This is a genomic window from Kitasatospora mediocidica KCTC 9733, assembly GCF_000744225.1.
In the GTDB taxonomy this organism is placed as follows: domain Bacteria; phylum Actinomycetota; class Actinomycetes; order Streptomycetales; family Streptomycetaceae; genus Kitasatospora; species Kitasatospora mediocidica.
This window is the reverse complement of record NZ_JQLN01000006.1, coordinates 805266-822696: the sequence shown is the minus strand read 5'-3', so window position 1 is coordinate 822696 and position 17431 is coordinate 805266. Positions and strand designations below refer to the sequence as shown.

Here is a 17431-nt window from a genome sequence, read left to right as displayed (position 1 = left end):
CCCCGCCGAGCGGCGGCGATGCGGTCCTCCACCTGAGGCACGGCCGTCATCACCGTCCGTAGCCTGATCCGAGCCTGATATACCCACCGGCAAGACACCCGCCGCCCAGCCCCCGCATCCGATAGCCCAGCTCAACGCCTACTGGCGGACGCTCTTAGAGGGCAGAGCGCGCTTCAGCCGGGTCCAGCCGACGTCACACGAGGGGCTGCTCCGCACGCTCCACACCGCCTCCGCCTCGAACAGCGATCTAGCATGAAAGCAAGACTCCACCTCGAAGCCCGCGCCGCAGCGGCAGGGAGAGCGACATGGCGTTCGACACGACCGGCTTCGAGCAGTCGGACAAACGCCGCTACACACCGATCTCCGAGCACGGCCTGATCGGCGATCTTCGGACGACCGCCCTGGTCGGCACGAACGGCACCATCGACTGGTACTGCTGCCCGCGCTTCGACGCGCCCAGCGTCTTCGGGTCCATCCTCGACGCCGACCGGGGCGGGTCGTTCGAGTTGGCCGCCGAGGTCCCGACCCGCACCCGGCAGTTCTACTTCCCCGACACGAACGTCCTGATCACGCGGTTCTTCGCCGCGGACGGGGTGGCGGAGATCCAGGACTTCATGCCCGTAGTCGACGAGTCGCGCGAAGTGGCCCGGCACCGGCTGATCCGACGGGTGCTCTGCGTCCGCGGAGCGCTCCCGTTCAGGGCGCGGATCGCCCCGCGCTTCGGCTACGGCACCGAAGCGCACACCACGCACCTCGATGGCCACGAGGCGGTGTTCCGCTCCCCGTCACTGACCCTCGCGCTGACCGCCACCGCACCCCTGGAGAGCGACGGCCAGGACGTCTGGTCGGACTTCAAACTCCTGGAGGGCGAGTCCCACGTGTTCGCCCTCGACCAGATCGGCGACGACGTCCCGGCCCGGTCGTGTCCGCACGCCGAGGCTCAGGAGCAGGCCGACGCGACCGTCCGGTTCTGGCGCCGCTGGCTGTCCCGCTCGCAGTACCACGGGCGGTGGCGCGAGATGGTGAACCGTTCCGCACTGCTGCTGAAGCTGCTCACCTACGCGCCGACCGGCGCGATCGTCGCCGCACCGACCACCAGCCTGCCCGAGCAGATCGGCGGCGGGCGCAACTGGGACTACCGGTACGTCTGGGTCCGCGACGCCGCCTTCTGCGTCTACGCGCTGCTGCGCCTGGGGTTCACCTCGGAGGCCGAGGCGTTCATGGGGTTCCTCGGCGAGCGTGGCATCATGCGCGGCACGGGTGCGACCGGACCGCTGCAGATCATGTACGGCATCGACGGGCGCACCGAGCTGCCCGAATACGAGTTGCCGCACCTGGAGGGCTACCTCGGCTCCGCACCGGTCCGGGTCGGCAACGCCGCCACCGGCCAGCTCCAGCTGGACATCTACGGAGCCCTGATCGACTCCGTCTACCTGTACGACAAGTGGGGACAGCCGATCAGCAGCGCGCGCTGGGACGAGGTCGGTGCGATGGCGGACTGGCTCTGCGAGCACTGGGACCAGCCCGACGAGGGGATCTGGGAGACCCGCGCGGGCCGGAGGGACTTCGTGTACTCGCGGCTGATGTGCTGGGTGGCGCTGGAGCGGGCGATGCGGATGGGGAACCGTCGCGGGCTGCCTGCCGACCTGCCCCGCTGGCGCCAGTCCCGGGACGCGATCTACCGCCAGATCATGCGGCGCGGCTGGTCGGTCGACCGGGGAGCGTTCGTGCAGGTCCTGGACGACGGGCAGCTGGACGCGTCGCTGCTGATGATGCCGATGGCCAAGTTCATCTCGCCCACCGACCCCCGGTGGCTCTCCACCCTGGACGCCCTCACCACGGATCTGGTCTCCGACTCGCTGGTCTACCGCTACAACCCGGCCACCAGCCCGGACGGCCTGCACGGTCCCGAGGGCACCTTCTCGATCTGCTCCTTCTGGTACGTGGAGGCGCTGGCCCGCGCGGGCCGGCTGGAGGAGGCCAGGCTCGCCTTCGAGAAGATGCTCACCTACGCCAACCACCTCGGTCTGTTCGCCGAGGAGATCGGCCCGACCGGTGAGCAACTCGGCAACTTCCCGCAGGCGTTCACGCACCTCTCGCTGATCAGCGCCGCCTTCAACCTCGACCGTGCGCTGGGCTGACACGGATTCCGCTCGTCCTCGGGGAACGGAGGGGCGGGGTCTCGGTCGAGCTCCCGGCGCAGAAGGACGTCTGGGCCGACGCGTCGGCGAAGCCGCCGGCGGAGTGCAGGCCCACGTCGTGGTACGCGTGGTCGGAGGCGCGCTGCACCTGGTAGAGCGGGCCGTTGTAGCCCGCGAACAGCGCCCGCGTGGTGGAGTGGGCTGCTGTGCAGGGCGTGCCGCCGGCCGCGTAGAGGTCGCAGGGCAGTGCCGTCGCGGCGGCGGCCGCCCTCGGTGCGGGACCGCTCGCGGTGGCCCGGTCGCCGAGGGCGACCACCACCAGCGCGAGGACCAGCACCAGCACAATGGCCGGTCTGACCGGGCGTGAACCGGTGGGCACCGAGGACGGGCGCTGGTGCATCGGTGGCCGGCACTCACACCCCTGGCCTGCGTAAATTTCACAGCGGGACACCCGGCCCGACGAGCCACGATGCCGGGGAGAGCGCGAGCGGCCGCCACAACTCCTTGACAGGTCACGATCATTGATGCAGCGTCATCAGTCCGAAACATGTTCGGAACCAGGGACTCGACAGCCGCGGGTGCACGATCGGGATTGTGAGCGCTCACTCCGCTCCGGCGAACCGGCTGAGGGCCTGCGACCCGTGCGACGGACCCGCTCCTCGATGACCCCGCCGCGGTGCCCCACCAGCACCGCGAACTCCCATGGGGCGTCCGGTGACTTCCACACCTGCCGACGCCCCCCAGCTGCCCGCGGAGGAAGATGCCATGCTGCGCCCCCAGAGCCTCACATCCCGTCTGGTATCCCGTCTGGTATCCCGCCTGCTCGCCGTGCTCCTGGCGGTCGGCGTCGCGATCGGGGTGGGTCTGCCCGCCGCATCCCCAGCCGCTGCAGCATCCCCGGCCACTGCCGCATCCCTGACCCAGATCACGAACTTCGGCACCAACCCGACCGGCCTGCAGATGTCGCTCTACGTGCCGAATCGTGTCAAGGCCAACCCGTCGATCCTCCTGGCCCTGCACGGCTGCCAGGGCTCCGGGCCCTACCTCTACTCCAGCACCGACTTCGCCGCGCTGGCCGACCAGTACGGGTTCCTCGTCATCTACCCCTCGACCAACCCCGCCGGCAGTTGCTGGGACGTCTCGTCCGACCAGGCGCTCAGCCGCAACGGCGGCAGCGACCCGGTCGGGCTGATGTCGATGATCACGTACACCGAGCAGCACTACGGCGGGAACCCCAACGCCGTGTTCGTCACCGGCGAGTCGTCGGGCGGCATGATGACCAACGTCATGCTCGCGGACTACCCGGACGTGTTCAAGGCGGGCGCGGCCTTCATGGGCGTGCCCTACCACTGCTTCTACACGGGCACGGTGCGCGGCTGGAACGGGCCGTGCGCGGGCGGTCAGGTCTCGCTGACCGCGCAGCAGTGGGGCGACCTGGTGCGCGGCGCCGACCCCGGCTACACCGGGCCGCGCCCCCGGGTGCAGCTGTGGCACGGCACCGCCGACACCACCCTGAACCACAACAACCTCGCAGAGGAGACCAAGCAGTGGACGAACGTGCTCGGAGTGAGCCAGAGCCCGTCGTCGACTGACACCCCGGTCACCAACTGGAATCGGGCCCGGTACGACAGCAGCCCCGGCACCCCCCAGGTCGAGAGCTACAGCATCGGCGGCGCCGGCCACCAACTTCCGGTCCAGGGCACGCCGATGGCCGCCTACGCGATCCACTTCATGGGGCTGGACGGCGGCGGCTCCAGCACCGGCGGCACCGGGGCGCTGCACGCGGTGGGTGCGGGCAAGTGCCTGGACGACCCGAACGCGACCACCACAGCGGGCACCCAGCAGCAGACCTACAGCTGCTCCGGCGCGGCCAACCAGACCTGGACACACACCTCGTCGAACGAGCTGACGCTCACGCTCGGCGGCGCCACCCTGTGCCTGGACGCCAACGCCCGTGGCACCGCCAACGGCACCAAGGCGATCGTCTGGTCCTGCAACGGCCAGACCAACCAGCAGTGGAACCTCAACGCCAACGGCACCGTCACCAGCGTCCTTTCCGGCCTGTGCCTCGATGTGACCGGAGCCTCCACCGCCGACAGCGCGCCGGTCGAACTCTGGTCGTGCGACGGCGGCAGCAACCAGCAGTGGACCCTCGGCTAACCGGCCCACCCGTACCCAACTGAGAGGCCCGACACCGATGTCAAGGGGAATACGCCGCGTCAGCCTGGCCGCTTCGCTGGCCGGCGCGCTCGGACTCACGCTGGCGGTACTGCCGGCACCGCCCGCCTCGGCCGCCGGTCAGCCGGTCCAGAAATGGCTGACCACCTCGGACCTGAGCCAGCACCTGACGCAGCAGAGCGACCTCGCCTTCACCGCCTCGTCCGGTCCCGGGACCATCAGCGTCGATGACACGCAGACGTTCCAGAGCATCGTCGGCTTCGGTGCCGCGATGACGGACACCTCCGCCTGGCTGATCTCCGACAAGCTGAGCGGCACCGCGCACACCAACCTGATGAACGCACTGTTCAACCCGAGCCAGGGCATCGGCATGAGCTGGGTCCGGGTGCCGATGGGCTCCTCCGACTTCTCCGCCACCGCGCAGCCGTACTCCTACGACGACGGCCTCTCGGTCTCCACCGGCAGCACGGTCGGGGTGGGCTCCGGCCGCTGCCTGGACGACACCGGGAACCCGGCGAACGGCACCCAGGTCTACATCTGGGACTGCACGAGCGGCAACGCCAACCAGCAGTTCGGCTACACCGCGGCGGGGCAACTGCAGATCGCCGGCAAGTGCCTGGACGCCAACGGCCAGGGCACGGCCAACGGCACCAAGGTGATCCTCTGGACCTGCAACGGCCAGCCGAACCAGCAGTGGAAGCTCACCGGCAACGGCACGATCACCGGCCTGCAGTCCGGTCTGTGCCTCGACGTCACCGGGGCGTCCACCGGCAACGGTTCGCCGGCCCAACTCTGGGGCTGCAGCGGCCAGTCCAACCAGCAGTGGACCCGCCCCGACCCGGCGCTGGCGAACTTCTCGATCGGCCACGACCTCGACTACATCGTTCCGGACCTGAAGGAAGCGCTCGCGCTCAACCCCGGGCTGAAGCTGATGGCGAACCCGTGGAGCCCGCCGGGCTGGATGAAGGCGAACGGCCAGATGAACAACACCAACCACGCGGGAACGCTGCTCCCGTCGAGCTACGGACCGCTGGCGCAGTACTTCGTGAAATTCCTCCAGGGCTACGCCGCCCAGGGCGTCCCGATCTACGCGATCACCCCGCAGAACGAACCGGCCTACGCCTCCGCCTACCCGGGGATGGAGCTCAGCGAGCCCCAGGAGGCCGCCTTCGTCGCCAACAACCTCGGCCCCGCGCTGGCCCAGGCGAACCTCTCGCCCGCGGTGCTCGGCACGGACTTCAACACCAATGTGCTCAGCGACTACGCCGAGCCGCTGATGCGGGACGCCGGCGCCGCCAAGTACCTGTCCGGCACGGCCTGGCACTGCTACGCGGGCGGTCTGGACGCCCTCGGGACCATGCAGGCCGCCTTCCCGGCCAAGGACACCTACGAGACCGAGTGCTCCGACGGCATCGACCCGCAGAACGCGATCGAGACCTTCATCCAGAGCACCCGCAACTGGGCGCGGTCCGCCACGATGTGGAACATCGCCGAGGACCGCGACAACGGCCCGGTGATCCCCGGCGGCTGCAACGCCTGCACCCCGCTCGTCACCATCGACCAGAGCACCGGGAACGTGGCCTACGGCGCCGGCTACTACTCCGTCGGCCACTTCAGCAAGTTCGTGCTCCCCGGCGCCAAGCGCATCGCCTCGACCATCACCGCGAACCTCGACGACGTCGCGTTCCGCAACCCCGACGGCTCCCTCGTGCTGATCGTCGACAACACCTCCGGCTCGGCCCAGTCGTTCAGCACCACCTGGGGCGCACAGCAGATCAGCGACTCGCTGCCCGCCCACGGCATCGCCACCTACGAGTGGAAGCCGGCCTGACCGGAACCGTAGGGCTACCAGGAGTAGCCGTGATCTGACTGATGCCCGATTGGGCGCGCGGCCCGGCCGCGAGGCCCGTCCCGACGGGCACCGGGCCGGTTGGGAATCCAAGATCCCGAACGCGCTCGCCGGGGCCGACGCGCCAGGCCCGGCGCGACAGCGTGAAGCGCCCGGCTGCACGGTGGGCAGTCGGGCGCTTCACGGGGGTCGTTCAGCCGCTCGGGCGGTCAGGCTCGGGCGGTCAGGCTCGGGCGGTCAGGCTCGGGCGGTCGGGCTCAGGCGGTCGGGCTCAGGAGAGGCCGGCCTTGACCGAGCAGATCGGCCAGGCACCGGGCCCCTGCGCCGCCAGCACCTTCTCGCCGATGGAGATCTGCTGCGCGGGCGTGGCCTGGTTGGCCTGCGGCGCGAACTGCGTACCGCCGAAGGCCGCCCACGTCGAGGACGTGAACTGCAGACCGCCGTAGAAGCCGTTGCCGCTGTCGATCGACCAGTTCCCCGTGCTCTCGCACTGCGCGACCTTGTCCCACGTGCTCACCGGCGCGGCCGACGAAGCGGTAGCCGTCACCAGACCCGCAACCGGCACCACGGCCAGCGCCCCGCCCAGCACAGCGATCCGCACACGGTTGCGCCGACGAGCGGAGGCAGGGGTGGCAGCGGTGGTGGCAGCGGTGGTCTCGTTACGGAAGGTCATGCGGATCCTCTCGGAAGTACCGAACACGGGCACACGGAACCAGGCCCGCAGAGCGGTGTCGTTCGGGGAAGGTGCGACGGCCTGTCGTGCTCGCCGCTGCAACCGAAGCTACGCAAAGCCCCGCACCGCCACAAGGTTTCCACACGAACACCCAGCTCAGAGGCCCATTACCGGCGGTAAGCGCGGGCATCGCCCCCGAAGAACCGGCCCTCGGAGCACCCCCCGCACCCCGAATGTGGCCGCCGTCACCGACCGCCCCGCGTGAGGCCCGCCACAAAGTCGACCCAGCGTGAGCAGCACCCCACACCCAGCCCACCCCAGCACCCGTCGATCAAGGCCCCGGAATGAAGCAGGTCACACACGCAGCAGCGCACCGGGACTCGCCCGCCCCCTTCAGGACCCGACCGCGCCGGGCGTCGGTGCGCAGCGGCAGAGTGGCTGCCATGACGCCGACCCCGATGACGCCCGATGCGCTCAAAGCCGCCTGCCTGGCCCTCAACGGAGGTAGACGTTGTACGCGCCGTTGGCAGGCTGCCCCGGCGCGACGTCGGCCGCGCCGCTGGAGAACACGACGTACCGGTTCGATCGGTCTCACGGTGATCGGTCCTCCCCGGGACGACTGCCCGACCCACCCCCCGCCCCCGTCGATGGGTCCTAGGAGAGCCCATCGCCGGATCCCGCCGACGGTCAACGAGGTGACCGGACCCCGGCCGAAAATCGCCCTCGCCGACGGCCGCGCCCGTTCCACCCGGGCGACCGCTGCCCCGGCGCTTCGGTCAACTTTCGTGACATACAGGCGTTGTGACTGTGCGTCAGAAATTTATGCCGGACCATTCGCCTCGGCTGGGACGACGCGACAGTCCTGGTCGGACCGGACGGCCCGGACTACTCGGTGTCGGGTCGGTACTCGGCCCGGACGTGGCCCGCGGGGGTGCCGGCGAGGGGCCGGGATGCCGCGCGCGGCGCGCCCCGCCGACGGCGGGGGCCTCGGCGCCGGGTCAGGGGCAGGAGAGCACGGTGCTGGTGGTGGCCGTCGGGGCGGCCCCTTCCCGGACGGGCACGAGCTGCTGATCTCGGCGCTCTCGGACGGCAACGCGACCGAGTCCGCCGGCATCGCCGTGGTGCAGTCGGCGGCCCAGGCGGCGGCAGGCTCACTGACCGGCGGGTGAGCCCGCCGGGCACCACGTACCCGGTGCTGCCGCTCAGCCCAGTGCGGCGGCGTGCGAGGTCTCCGAGCTGAAGCCCCAACTCGGTTCGGAGTCCCACGGGTCGGGGAGGTCGTCGTCGGTGGCGTAGGCGTAGCCGGCGCCGCGGGTGAAGGCGGTGTCCAGGGCTGTGCGCATCGCGGCGGCGTCGGGTACGGCGTCCACGAGGTGCCAGAAGGACGTCCCCGCCGGGTCGAAGGCGGCGCCGGAGTAGTAGCCGGCGTCGTCGTTGAAGACGTTGCCGCCCAGCCAGCCGCCGCCGGTGTAGTCGGCGTAGCTGCCCTCGTACGTGACGAAGACGTCCGCGGTGCGGTGGTCGGCCTCCAGGTAGCAGTCCGCGACCGCGGTGCCCGGGTTGTCGACCACCAGGTCGCGCGCGTCCGGGTCCAGCCGGTAGACCGCCTCCTGGACGTAACTGCGGAGCGTGGCGTAGTAGTTGCGGGTCACGTCGGCGTCGCCGCAGTCGCGTCCGGTCTGGTCGAAGAAGATGCCGTCCACGTGCAGCCGGTGGTCGGCGGTCCTCAGGTAGTTGTCGACCACCGCCTCCACGTCGTCCAGCGAAGGGGCGCCATGGCTGGTGTTGACATAGCCCAGCACCTTGGTCCGGCCGCCGACCGCCGTGGTGCGCCCGCGCAGGGCGTCGGCCTGGGCCTGCCAGGCCGCGTCGAACGGGGCGTCTCCGCTGTCCGGGTTGAGCACCACGACGGCCGGCGCGGGTGAGGCGGACAGTGCCGCCGTCAGCATCGCGGAGCCCGGCAGCGCGTAGGCCGGAACGGCGACCTCCAGACCGCGGGCACCGACGCCGGCCCGGCCGTCGGCCGTGGCGGCCGTGCTGCCACCCACCGCCACGGTGAGCGCGCCGCCGATCAGCAGTGAGGCCAGTCGCTTGGTCAGGTGACGCATGGTGCCTCTCGGGGGCGTCGGCAGGCAGCGGTCCGGAACCACCGCGGGACAGGCCACTCCGGTGACTCCGCGTGGGACTGCGCCATTCCTACCGCATCCCGCGGCCGCCGGTGGCCCGGATGCCGCCTTCGGCCCCTCCGGCGTCACCGGAGAGCCCGATCGCTCGCTCACCTGGGCATGTACTGGTCGGACGTTCGACAGTGACGGCGGTGCCGTCAGGCCGGCCGGGGCGGCGGGTGCGCGCGCCGGTAGGACCCGGAGACCGCCACGCCCCGGGAATTCCCCGGGCGCCCCGGCTTGTAGGCTCACGCGGAACAGTTCTGCTGGTGGAAAGGGGGGCCCGTGCGCGCCCGTCGATGGATAACCGTGGTTGCCGGCGTCGTCGCGCTGAGCAGCCCTACGGGCGCGTATGCCCGCGGCGGGGGCGGTAGCCACGGGTTCAGCGGCGGCGGGGGCAGCCACGGCGGCGGGGGCGGCAGTCACAGCGGCGGCTCGCACGGGTGGACCGGCGGCGGACTCCCCTACGGTGCCGGAACCGGTGGCGCCGGGTTCCTCCCCCTCCTGGTGGTCGTCGCCGTCCTCCTGCTGGTCCTGTGGCTCGCGTACCGGCGCCGGAAGGCACGGCAGGCAGTCGGCCTGAACACCGTGTCGGACCGTACGGCGCACCGCGCGGACGCGCAGGCGCGCGAGCGCGCCGCCCAGGTCGGGGCCCGGGTCGACGCCGTCGCCGACCTGGACGCGACCTTCGACCGCGCCGCGCTCGAGCGCCGGGCCGTCTGGCTGTACGTGACCGCCCAGCAGGCCTGGAGCCGGCACGACCACGCCACGCTGCAGCAGATCCTGTCCCCGGTGCTCTACGGCAAGTGGGCCGACGAGCTGCGCGACTACGCGTCCCGCGGCGAGACCAACGTCGTGGAGATCGTCTCCGGGCCGGTGGTCGAGCTGGTCGACGTCGCCAATCGCGCAGGCGAGCTGAACGACACCGTCACCTTCCGGGTCACCGCGACGCTCAGGGACTACGTACGCCGCGACCACGGCCCGGACGCCGTGCGCAAGGACGGCTCGACGCGCCCGGTCGAGTACTGGACGCTTCGCAAGAGCCGGGACGGAGCGTGGATCGTGTCGACGGTGGAGCAGGCGGCCGAGGGCGCGCACCACCTGACCGACGCCATCGAGACGGACGGCTGGGACCAGCGGGAGGTGGCCCGCGAGGCGGTGCTCGAGGTGGCCGGACGGACCGCGGCCAAGGGAGCCACGGACATCCTGGCGCTCACCAACGTCTCGTGGAGCACGGATGCCGACGCCGCCGTCGGCGATCTGAGCGTGCTCGACGGCCGGTTCGACAGGGCGGTGCTCGAGGTCGCCGTCGAACGGTTCCTCGAGGAATGGGTCATGAACGACGGCAGCCTGGACTTCACGTCCGTGCGCACGGTCCATCGCACGGTCATGCGTGATGCCGTCGTCAGGTCGGTCACCGTGCGCTCACTCGTCTCCCGCGCCCCGATCGTCTTCCGTGTCGCGGTCGAAGCGGAAGGCGTCTGCTACGAGGTCGACCGGCGCACCGAGCAGGTGCTCCGCGGCGACCCGCACCGGCGCAGGCCGATCCCCTTCGCGTTCGACCTGCGGCTGGACGACACGTCGGCCGAGGCCTGGACCGTGATCGCCGCCGACGTGGAGTAACCGGGTACCAGCGACGCGACCGTCAGGCGCGCCCGCCGGGGCTCGGGCCGCGGGTGGCGCCGAAGCCGCTCTCGTGGTCCCAGTGGTGGGTGCAGCCCGGGCACTGGAGGTGCAGCAGGCTGCCGGTGTGGGAGATCAGGTAGCGCCAGTGGTCGGGGCAGTGGCGCCGCTCGCCGCAGGGGACGCAGTCGCGGGCGTCGTCGCAGCTCGGGCAGGGCACCCAGGCGCGGCGGCCGATGTCGGCCAGCGGGTCAATGGGCAGCAGCACGGTTCGGCCCCTCGTCCGGTGCGGCGGGCAGCACGCCGGCCGCCACCAGGTCGTCGTGCAGCCGCTGCTGCTCGGCGTCGAGCCCCGAGTACAGCAGCGCGTAGGCCGCGCGCTCCTCGCGCAGCACGGCCAGCGGGTCCCAGTCCGGTCCGAGCGCGGCGACCACCTCGGCGCGGCGGCGCAGCTCGTCGGCGGTGAGGTCGACGGAGAAGTCCACGAGCTGCGGTGACGGGTCGGCCGGGCCGGTGACGGGGGCGGTGTTCGAAGCCATGGTCGCCATGGTTAGGCAAGCCTTACTTCGATGTCAACGTGTTCTCGGCAACAGCGGCGGGCGCACCGGCCGCCCGGCGTCGCTCCGGCGACCCGGGAGCGGGTGCCGGCGGCGGTCAAGGCGTTGGGCTACCGGCCCAACGCGCCGGCCCGCTCGCTCCGGATGAGTCACACGATGACGCTCGGCCTGATCATCGCGGACAGCGCCAACCCGTTCTTCGCCGAGCCGGCCCGGGGACTGGAGGACCAGGCCTGGGCGAACGGCTACACCCTGCTGGTCGGCAACACGGGCGACGACGCCGCCCGCGAGATGGGCTACCTGCACACCTTCGGCGGGTGCCGCCGAACAGGGCGGTCGCCGGTAGTCGGCCGAAAAGTGCTATCCGCGCCGCCGACGGACGTGCCAGAGTACCGACCGGCGTGGCGGAGTTCGACCGGAAAGAGCAGGGATGGGCCGTAGACAGCGCGACTTGGACATATCCGGCGGCCCGGTGGCGGAGTTCGCCGCACTGCTGCGGGCGGCTCGCGAAGCTGCCGGCAATCCCACGTTCGCCACCATGAGCCGACGGGCACACCGCTCCATCTCCGCGCTCTCCGACGCGGCCGGCGGGGTGCAGTTCCCGACCTGGGCGACCGTCGAGGCGTTCGTGAACGCCTGCGGTCACGAGGAGACGGGCCCGTGGCGGGAGTCCTGGGAGACGGCGCAGGCCGCCATCAGCCGGGCGCCCGTCCCTCAGCCTCTCCCCGAGGCGGCGGAAGGGGTACCGGCGGCCGGTGCGCGGGCGGCGGTGCATGAGCCCGACACCGCCCCCGGCCTCCCGTCCGTCCCGGCGTCCGGGGGCCACGCCACGGCGGAGGCGGCGCCGCTGACGCCTCGCCACCGGCCGCCCAGGCTGCCGTCGCGCCTGCGGACACTCGCCGCCCTGGTGCTGGGGGTGGCCGTCGGCGTGCCGGTGGGAACCCTCCTGCCCAGGGACGCAGGCCAGGGGGCGGCGGCCGCGGCCGTCCCCCGCCCGATGCCCTCCGTCGTGGTCGTCCCCGCGCCGTCGCCGCCGCCGTGGGCCGCCGCGGGCTCCGGATGCCAGGCCCGGACCCACTGGGTCTACCAGTACACCCAGACCTTCACCGGGCAGGTCTACGTCCAGCTCGCCGTGCCCACCGCGCAGTCCGCCGAGATACCGACCACCGTCACCTGGGGGCAGTGGGTCTGGCGCCACTCGGTGACCGTCAACCCGGGCGACCCGGCGCAGGCGGTCGGCGGCACGGTCCTGCTCTTCGCCAAGCTCGACACCGGCCCGCGCAACCCGCTGGTCGTGGTCGACACCGCGACCCCGGTCTGTGTCACCTTCGGCACCGCCGGCGGCACGTCGGTCGCGCCGCTGGCTTCCGTGGACGCCAATCAGGGCTGGGTGAGCAGCAGCCCTGCTCCGACCGGCTGAACCCGGCGGCTCATTCGGCCGGGAGACCGGGCGGGCGGGAGAGCGGCGATTTTCCGCGATTGTTTGTCCGAGCCCGGTCGGTGTTGGCTACCGCGCCACCGGGCCCCACTGTGGGTGCCGAACCGCATGGCCGCGACCGCTCGGCCATGACGGCTGGTCATGGCCGGTCCGCCCGGACCGGGACGAGAGAAGTGGGGACGCATGAAATTCGCAGGAATATGGCTGGGCCGTCTGGTCGCCGTGCTGGCGATGGTGGCCGGAGGCCTCGTCTGGTTCGGTGGCGCCGCGCAGGCGGCCACCGTGTGCGGCAGCCAGACGGTGCCGCCCGGCTACGTGATCACCTCGGAATCGCTCACCTCGGCCTGTACCGGCGGCTACCTCACGGAGACCATCCAGCTCCCTTACAACGGGATCGCGATCTGCGACAACACGCCGATCCCCGGTGGCTACGTCCTCACCGCCAACTACACGACCAACAACTGCGGCAGCTACCAGGGCGGCACCCTCAACACGCCCTACAGCGGCATCACCATCTGCGGCAACGGCAACGGGGCGATCCCCGGCAGCTACGTGATCACCTCGGAGGGGCCGTCCGGTCCCTGCGGCCAGTACTACAGCGAAGTGATCAGGACCGTGGCCAACGGCATCCAGATCTGCGGCAACTCGCCGATCCCCGGCACCTACGCGATCACGTCCAACTACACGCTCAGCGCCTGCGGGATCTACCAGGCCGCGACCATCACCACCGCCTACAACGGCATGTCGTTCTGCGGGAACTCGCCGGTCCCGGCCGGCTACGTGATCACCGGCAACCGCACGATCAGCAGCTGCGGCCAGTACCTGGGCGGCACCCTCAGCACCGTCTACAACGGCATCACCGTGTGCACGGACTCGCCGATCCCGGCGGGCTACTGGGTCTCGGCCGGCTACTTCCAGTCCACGGCGTGCGGGATGTACCAGGCCGAGAAGCTGAGCAACAGCTGATCCGCCCCAAAACCCCCGCGCCGGGAGGTCGCCGGGCCGGGTGACCCCCGGTCGGCCGGAAGGCAGCCCTGCTCGGGCAGCGCCTCGCCGCGCCGATGAACGCGCCGCGCGACGGCCGGCTGAAGGCGCAGGGCCGCAGCTCCAGGACCCGTGCCTGGAGCTGCGGCGGACCGCTGTCCCGGGCAGGCCGGTGACGGGCGGAGAAGGCAGGATTCGAACCTGCGTGGGCCACAAGGACCCGACCAGGACCAGAGCCCCGGCCCCCGATCAACCACTCCGGGCACCTCTCCCCGCTCGGCGAGGCCCCTGTCCCGCGGGCCCCTCCTCACGCCCCTGACTATCCGCCACCCACCTGACGCCCCTCTGACACCGCACTGACCCGCCGTCGGCACGCCGCTTCCCCTCGCCGCCGCCGGGCACCGGCCCCGCGGAGTACCACGGCGCCTCGTACGTGCCCGTTGCATCGTCCACGGTTCCCCCGGCGCTTCGGCATCGGCATGACGACTGCCCGCGTACGTCTCAGTCCGCTGTCGGGCGGCGTGCCGGGGTGGTGCCCAGGCGGTTCACGGCGGCGACGACCGGGGCGGCGCCGTCCTCCTGGCGGATGCGGGCTGCCAGGGCCTGGGCGCGACGGGTGTAGGAGGGGTCGGTGGTGGCCTGGAGGAGGGCCGCGGTCAGGGCCTGGGCGGTGAGTCTGCGCAGCGGGATCGCGTCGGGGGCGACGCCCAGGGCGGTGAGGCGGGCGGCCCAGAACGCGGCGTCGAACTGGACGGGCAGGGGGACGGCGGGGATACCCGCGTGCAGGGCGGCTGCGGTGGTGCCCGCCCCGGCGTGGTGGACGGCTGCGGCCATGTGGGGGAACAACAGCTGGTGCGGCACCTCGTCGATGGTGAGCATGTCCTCGTCCTCGAAGCACAGTTCGCTCCAGCCACGCTGGATCACCCCGCGCAGTCCGGCCGCACGCAGGGCGCGCACGACGGTCCGGCTCAGCCGCTCGGGATCGGGAACGGTGGCGCTGCCCAGGCCGACGAAGACCGGTGGCGGTCCGGCGGACAGGAAGGCGCGCAGCTGGTCCGGGAGTTGTGCCTGGGGCGGGTCGTGGGGCCACCAGTAGCCGGCGATCCGAAGACCGGGGCGCCAGTCGCGGGGGCGTTGCACCACCAGGGGGCTGAAACCGTGGAAGATCGGCCAGTCCTGGCGCTCGCGGGCCCGGCGGGCTGCGCGCGGCCCGTGGCGGGGGAGGTCGAGGCGGGCCTGCACGGTGCGGACGGTGTCCGCGAAGATGCGGTCCACGGCGGCGTTGACGGCCCGTCCGGCCGCCCGGTTGCCCAGGGGCCCCCAGGAGCGGGTGCCGGTGACCGGGGGTGCGAACTCGCCGGTGGCAGCCAGTGGTTGGAGGTACACGCCGATGCTCGGCAGTCCGAGCCCCTGGGCGATGGTGTGGCCGAGCGGGCCGAGCGAGCTGGACAGCAGCAGGACGTCGCTGGTGCGGGCGGCCTGGAGCAGGTCGTCCGTCGTCCGGTCGATCGCGGATCGGGCCAGGGCGATGACCCGCAGCAGCTTCCCCGCGCCGGTACTGCTGCGGTGCAGGGCCTGCCCGCGCGCGGACCGAAGCTCCGCGAGCGGGTCGACCGGCAGGGCGTGGAACTCCATGCCTGCCGCGGCCGCGAGCGGCGCGAAGCGGGTGTGGGTGACGAGCGTGACCTGGTGTCCGCCCTGCACCAGAGCATGGCCGAGCCCGGTGTAGGGGGCCACGTCCCCGCGCGAACCCGCCGTCATGACCGCCACTCGCATGCCCGCCATTGTCCCGCAGACGTCACCCGCTGGCGGCTACGCCGCGCAGGGCGTCGGCGGTCAGGGTGATCGGCCCACTCAACGGGGGCTGACGTCCTCGGGGCTTTCGGCCCGCGACCGGCTCGGCGCCGGCTCGGCGCCGGCTCGGGGCCGGTTGCACAGCTGGCATGTTCCCGCCATGGCGTATTCATGCAGGACCGCCACTCTTCTCAACTCCCTTGGGGGAGGTCGACGCTGGCCAACAAGTGCGGAGCGCGGAGCACCCCAGGCTGATCCCCCGCTCCGTGGATCCCCCACGTCGGCAGGAGATCGACCATGGCCCGACACCTCTTACGCATGGCCGGGGCCGCGGCGTCCCTCGCACTCGCCACCACCACCGCAGCCACCGCGCTCGCCGCCCCCCGCCCAGGCCGCGCCCGCAGCTGCCCGCCCGCGTGCCCACCCCGGCACGCATTTCGGACCCGCGAGCGTCCAGCACCGTGACGCCAAGGGCCGGCGCAACTCCACCACCACCAGGCCGGCCGTGCCGCGCTACTGACCCGCGCCACCCCCGCAACGGAACGCACACACCTCCGCCTCTCCACCGATCTCCCGAAATGCGAGTGCCATGAGACTCTCCTTCCCCTCCCGGACCCTGCGACGGCCCGCAGCCACGCTGGGCGTCACGGCGGCTGCCGCGCTGCTCGCGGCGGTCCAACTCGGCGGCTCGCCCGCGGCCTTCGCACAGAGCCCGAACGCCGTCCCGAACGCCGTCGCGCACGCGGTGTCCGGCCACTCCTCCCCCACCGGCAACCGGTACGGCGCCTCCCCGGCCGCGGCTTCGAGCGGGATGCAGTACGGCGGCGGCCCGGTCCAGCACTCCCCCAAGGTCTACCTCGTCTACTGGGGATCCCAGTGGAACACCGACACCAACGGCGTCAAGCCGTACATGACCAGCCTGTTCAACGGCGTCGGCACCAGCTCGGACACCTGGTCGAGCAGCACGACGCAGTACACGGATTCCAGCGGCACCGGTCCGACCTTCACCGGCCCGGTGCTCGCCGGGAGTTGGAACGACAACCGGGCCAAGGCGCCGACGTCGGCCGGGCAGCAGAGCATCGCCTCCGAGGCCGACAAGGCCGCCGCGCACTTCGGCGTCACCGGGAACCCGGACGCCCAGATCGTGGTGATGAGCCCGCACGGCACCCACCCCGACGGCTGGCCGTCCTCCGGCTTCTGCGCGTGGCACGACTACACGGGCAGCGTCTCGTACACCAACATGCCCTACCAGCTCGACGCGCCGAGCGGCAGCCGCTGCCCCAACTCGGCCCTGGGCGGGACGTTGGACGCGTTCAGCATCGTCGAGGGGCACGAGTTCGCCGAGTCGGTCACCGATCCGCAGCCGTCGAGCGGCTGGGTGGACAGCAACGGCGAGGAGATCGGCGACCTGTGTGAGAGCAACTTCCAGCGGGTGGCGCTCTCCACGGGAACCTTCGCCATGCAGCCGCTGTGGAGCAACAACGACGGCGGTTGCGTGATCACGCCGGGCGGCCCCGTCAGCTGACCCACCCTCGCACGCCGTGCCGTGCCGTTCCCGGGTCTTCCGCGGGTAACGGCACGGGCCTCCCCCACCGGCTCACGAAGGGCCCGGCCCGGCACCGTGCCTGAGCGTTCTAGTCCGACGTGAGTTCGTCGATGAAGTCATCGACGCTGCAGGCCACGTCGAGCGCATGGACCACGCCCTCGAAGTCCGCGAACCAGACGGTGGCCACGTCCGGCGCCAGCCGCTGCAGCAGCTGGAGCACCATGGCGGCCGGGGCTTCGAGGTCGTCCTGTTCGCGGAACACCAGCACCGGCTTGCCGCTGTGATACAGGACGCTGTGGTCGCGCCGCTCCCCCGGCAGCAGGATCTCGACCGTCCCGTGCGAGCCGGACGGTGCGGAGACCATGGCGTCGGGCCGGAGTTCGACGGCGACTCGCGCCAGGTCGTCGGCGGTGAAGGCCCACCGCGCGCCCTGCGCCTCGTTCGCACTCACGTAGTAGCTGCCTGACATCGGCTCTGTCCCCT

The 17431-nt window shown here is 71.8% G+C and carries 16 protein-coding genes and 1 tRNA gene; 9 read left to right on the top strand and 8 right to left on the bottom strand.

Annotated elements, in window-relative coordinates; all coding sequences use genetic code 11:
- Positions 1–305: 305 nt before the first annotated feature.
- Positions 306–2141 (top strand): glycoside hydrolase family 15 protein, encoded by a 1836-nt coding sequence (locus BS80_RS30005; protein WP_035803927.1) that lies wholly within the window; start codon positions 306–308, stop codon positions 2139–2141.
- On the opposite strand, the gene BS80_RS30000 is transcribed toward BS80_RS30005, so the two are convergent.
- Positions 2116–2541: an arabinofuranosidase catalytic domain-containing protein gene (locus BS80_RS30000; RefSeq protein ID WP_035803925.1), complete on the bottom strand. Its 426-nt coding sequence runs from the start codon at positions 2539–2541 to the stop codon at positions 2116–2118. The genes BS80_RS30005 and BS80_RS30000 overlap by 26 nt on opposite strands.
- A 365-nt stretch (positions 2542–2906) precedes the next feature.
- On the opposite strand from BS80_RS30000, the gene BS80_RS29995 reads away from it, so the two are divergent.
- Together BS80_RS29995 and BS80_RS38235 are read left to right on the top strand one after the other, a co-directional pair.
- Positions 2907–4301 carry an extracellular catalytic domain type 1 short-chain-length polyhydroxyalkanoate depolymerase gene (locus BS80_RS29995; protein ID WP_035803923.1) on the top strand — a complete coding sequence of 465 codons (1395 nt, stop codon included), beginning with the start codon at positions 2907–2909 and terminating at the stop codon, positions 4299–4301.
- A gap of 37 nt (positions 4302–4338) precedes the next feature.
- Positions 4339–6150 (top strand): ricin-type beta-trefoil lectin domain protein, encoded by a 1812-nt coding sequence (locus BS80_RS38235; RefSeq protein ID WP_051967364.1) that lies wholly within the window; start codon positions 4339–4341, stop codon positions 6148–6150.
- Positions 6151–6439: 289 nt separating this feature from the next.
- On the opposite strand, the gene BS80_RS29985 is transcribed toward BS80_RS38235, so the two are convergent.
- Positions 6440–6841 carry a transglycosylase family protein gene (locus BS80_RS29985; protein ID WP_269676129.1) on the bottom strand — a complete coding sequence of 134 codons (402 nt, stop codon included), beginning with the start codon at positions 6839–6841 and terminating at the stop codon, positions 6440–6442.
- Between the two features lie 950 nt (positions 6842–7791).
- On the opposite strand from BS80_RS29985, the gene BS80_RS29980 reads away from it, so the two are divergent.
- Positions 7792–8010, top strand: a complete 219-nt coding sequence (locus BS80_RS29980; protein WP_035803921.1) for a hypothetical protein — start codon at positions 7792–7794, stop codon at positions 8008–8010.
- A gap of 33 nt (positions 8011–8043) precedes the next feature.
- On the opposite strand, the gene BS80_RS29975 is transcribed toward BS80_RS29980, so the two are convergent.
- Positions 8044–8949 carry a spherulation-specific family 4 protein gene (locus BS80_RS29975; RefSeq protein ID WP_035803919.1) on the bottom strand — a complete coding sequence of 302 codons (906 nt, stop codon included), beginning with the start codon at positions 8947–8949 and terminating at the stop codon, positions 8044–8046.
- A gap of 366 nt (positions 8950–9315) precedes the next feature.
- Here BS80_RS29975 and BS80_RS29970 point away from each other — a divergent pair, with 366 nt between their 5' ends.
- A complete protein-coding gene (locus tag BS80_RS29970; RefSeq protein ID WP_051967363.1) occupies positions 9316–10629 on the top strand; it encodes a Tim44 domain-containing protein in 1314 nt (437 codons plus the stop codon).
- Between the two features lie 22 nt (positions 10630–10651).
- Here BS80_RS29970 and BS80_RS29965 read toward each other — a convergent pair whose 3' ends face one another.
- Together BS80_RS29965 and BS80_RS29960 are read right to left on the bottom strand one after the other, a co-directional pair.
- Positions 10652–10894, bottom strand: a complete 243-nt coding sequence (locus BS80_RS29965; protein WP_035804330.1) for a hypothetical protein — start codon at positions 10892–10894, stop codon at positions 10652–10654.
- The gene (locus tag BS80_RS29960) at positions 10881–11168 is read right to left on the bottom strand and encodes a DUF6400 family protein (RefSeq protein WP_051967425.1); all 288 of its coding nucleotides are present in this window, start codon (positions 11166–11168) and stop codon (positions 10881–10883) included. Before BS80_RS29960 ends, BS80_RS29965 begins: the two co-directional genes overlap by 14 nt.
- A gap of 30 nt (positions 11169–11198) precedes the next feature.
- On the opposite strand from BS80_RS29960, the gene BS80_RS43920 reads away from it, so the two are divergent.
- The 3 genes from BS80_RS43920 to BS80_RS38225 all read left to right on the top strand — a co-directional run bounded on the left by BS80_RS43920 (position 11199) and on the right by BS80_RS38225 (position 13590).
- Positions 11199–11627 carry a LacI family DNA-binding transcriptional regulator gene (locus tag BS80_RS43920; protein ID WP_157536675.1) on the top strand — a complete coding sequence of 143 codons (429 nt, stop codon included), beginning with the start codon at positions 11199–11201 and terminating at the stop codon, positions 11625–11627.
- Entirely contained in the window at positions 11617–12606 is a 990-nt protein-coding gene (locus tag BS80_RS38230) for a helix-turn-helix domain-containing protein (RefSeq protein WP_051967362.1), read from the top strand. The genes BS80_RS43920 and BS80_RS38230 overlap by 11 nt, the downstream gene beginning before the upstream one ends.
- Positions 12607–12807: 201 nt before the next feature.
- On the top strand, positions 12808–13590 hold the full coding sequence (locus BS80_RS38225; protein ID WP_157536674.1) for a hypothetical protein: 783 nt from the start codon (positions 12808–12810) through the stop codon (positions 13588–13590).
- Between the two features lie 198 nt (positions 13591–13788).
- On the opposite strand, the gene BS80_RS41255 is transcribed toward BS80_RS38225, so the two are convergent.
- Together BS80_RS41255 and BS80_RS29940 are read right to left on the bottom strand one after the other, a co-directional pair.
- Positions 13789–13880 (bottom strand) — tRNA-Gln (locus BS80_RS41255).
- Between the two features lie 229 nt (positions 13881–14109).
- Entirely contained in the window at positions 14110–15384 is a 1275-nt protein-coding gene (locus BS80_RS29940) for a glycosyltransferase (protein ID WP_232246695.1), read from the bottom strand.
- A 607-nt stretch (positions 15385–15991) separates the two neighbouring features.
- Here BS80_RS29940 and BS80_RS29935 point away from each other — a divergent pair.
- Positions 15992–16927, top strand: a complete 936-nt coding sequence (locus tag BS80_RS29935; protein WP_051967360.1) for a hypothetical protein — start codon at positions 15992–15994, stop codon at positions 16925–16927.
- Between the two features lie 109 nt (positions 16928–17036).
- Here BS80_RS29935 and BS80_RS29930 read toward each other — a convergent pair whose 3' ends face one another.
- Complete coding sequence (locus BS80_RS29930; protein ID WP_035803912.1) at positions 17037–17417, bottom strand: hypothetical protein; 381 nt, start codon at positions 17415–17417, stop codon at positions 17037–17039.
- Positions 17418–17431 lie beyond the last annotated feature (14 nt).

Bases quoted from the DNA above. Each gene is read 5' to 3' on its own strand.
- BS80_RS38230 (WP_051967362.1), top strand. From the start codon at position 11,617: ATGGGCCGTAGACAGCGCGACTTGGACATATCCGGCGGCCCGGTGGCG.
- BS80_RS29975 (WP_035803919.1), bottom strand. From the start codon at position 8,949: ATGCGTCACCTGACCAAGCGACTGGCCTCACTGCTGATCGGCGGCGCG.
- BS80_RS30000 (WP_035803925.1), bottom strand. From the start codon at position 2,541: ATGCACCAGCGCCCGTCCTCGGTGCCCACCGGTTCACGCCCGGTCAGA.
- BS80_RS29985 (WP_269676129.1), bottom strand. From the start codon at position 6,841: ATGACCTTCCGTAACGAGACCACCGCTGCCACCACCGCTGCCACCCCT.
- BS80_RS29940 (WP_232246695.1), bottom strand. From the start codon at position 15,384: ATGCGAGTGGCGGTCATGACGGCGGGTTCGCGCGGGGACGTGGCCCCC.
- BS80_RS29935 (WP_051967360.1), top strand. From the start codon at position 15,992: ATGAGACTCTCCTTCCCCTCCCGGACCCTGCGACGGCCCGCAGCCACG.
- BS80_RS29980 (WP_035803921.1), top strand. From the start codon at position 7,792: ATGCCGCGCGCGGCGCGCCCCGCCGACGGCGGGGGCCTCGGCGCCGGG.
- BS80_RS38235 (WP_051967364.1), top strand. From the start codon at position 4,339: ATGTCAAGGGGAATACGCCGCGTCAGCCTGGCCGCTTCGCTGGCCGGC.
- BS80_RS29995 (WP_035803923.1), top strand. From the start codon at position 2,907: ATGCTGCGCCCCCAGAGCCTCACATCCCGTCTGGTATCCCGTCTGGTA.
- BS80_RS43920 (WP_157536675.1), top strand. From the start codon at position 11,199: ATGTCAACGTGTTCTCGGCAACAGCGGCGGGCGCACCGGCCGCCCGGC.
- BS80_RS38225 (WP_157536674.1), top strand. From the start codon at position 12,808: ATGAAATTCGCAGGAATATGGCTGGGCCGTCTGGTCGCCGTGCTGGCG.
- BS80_RS29930 (WP_035803912.1), bottom strand. From the start codon at position 17,417: ATGTCAGGCAGCTACTACGTGAGTGCGAACGAGGCGCAGGGCGCGCGG.
- BS80_RS30005 (WP_035803927.1), top strand. From the start codon at position 306: ATGGCGTTCGACACGACCGGCTTCGAGCAGTCGGACAAACGCCGCTAC.
- BS80_RS29960 (WP_051967425.1), bottom strand. From the start codon at position 11,168: ATGGCTTCGAACACCGCCCCCGTCACCGGCCCGGCCGACCCGTCACCG.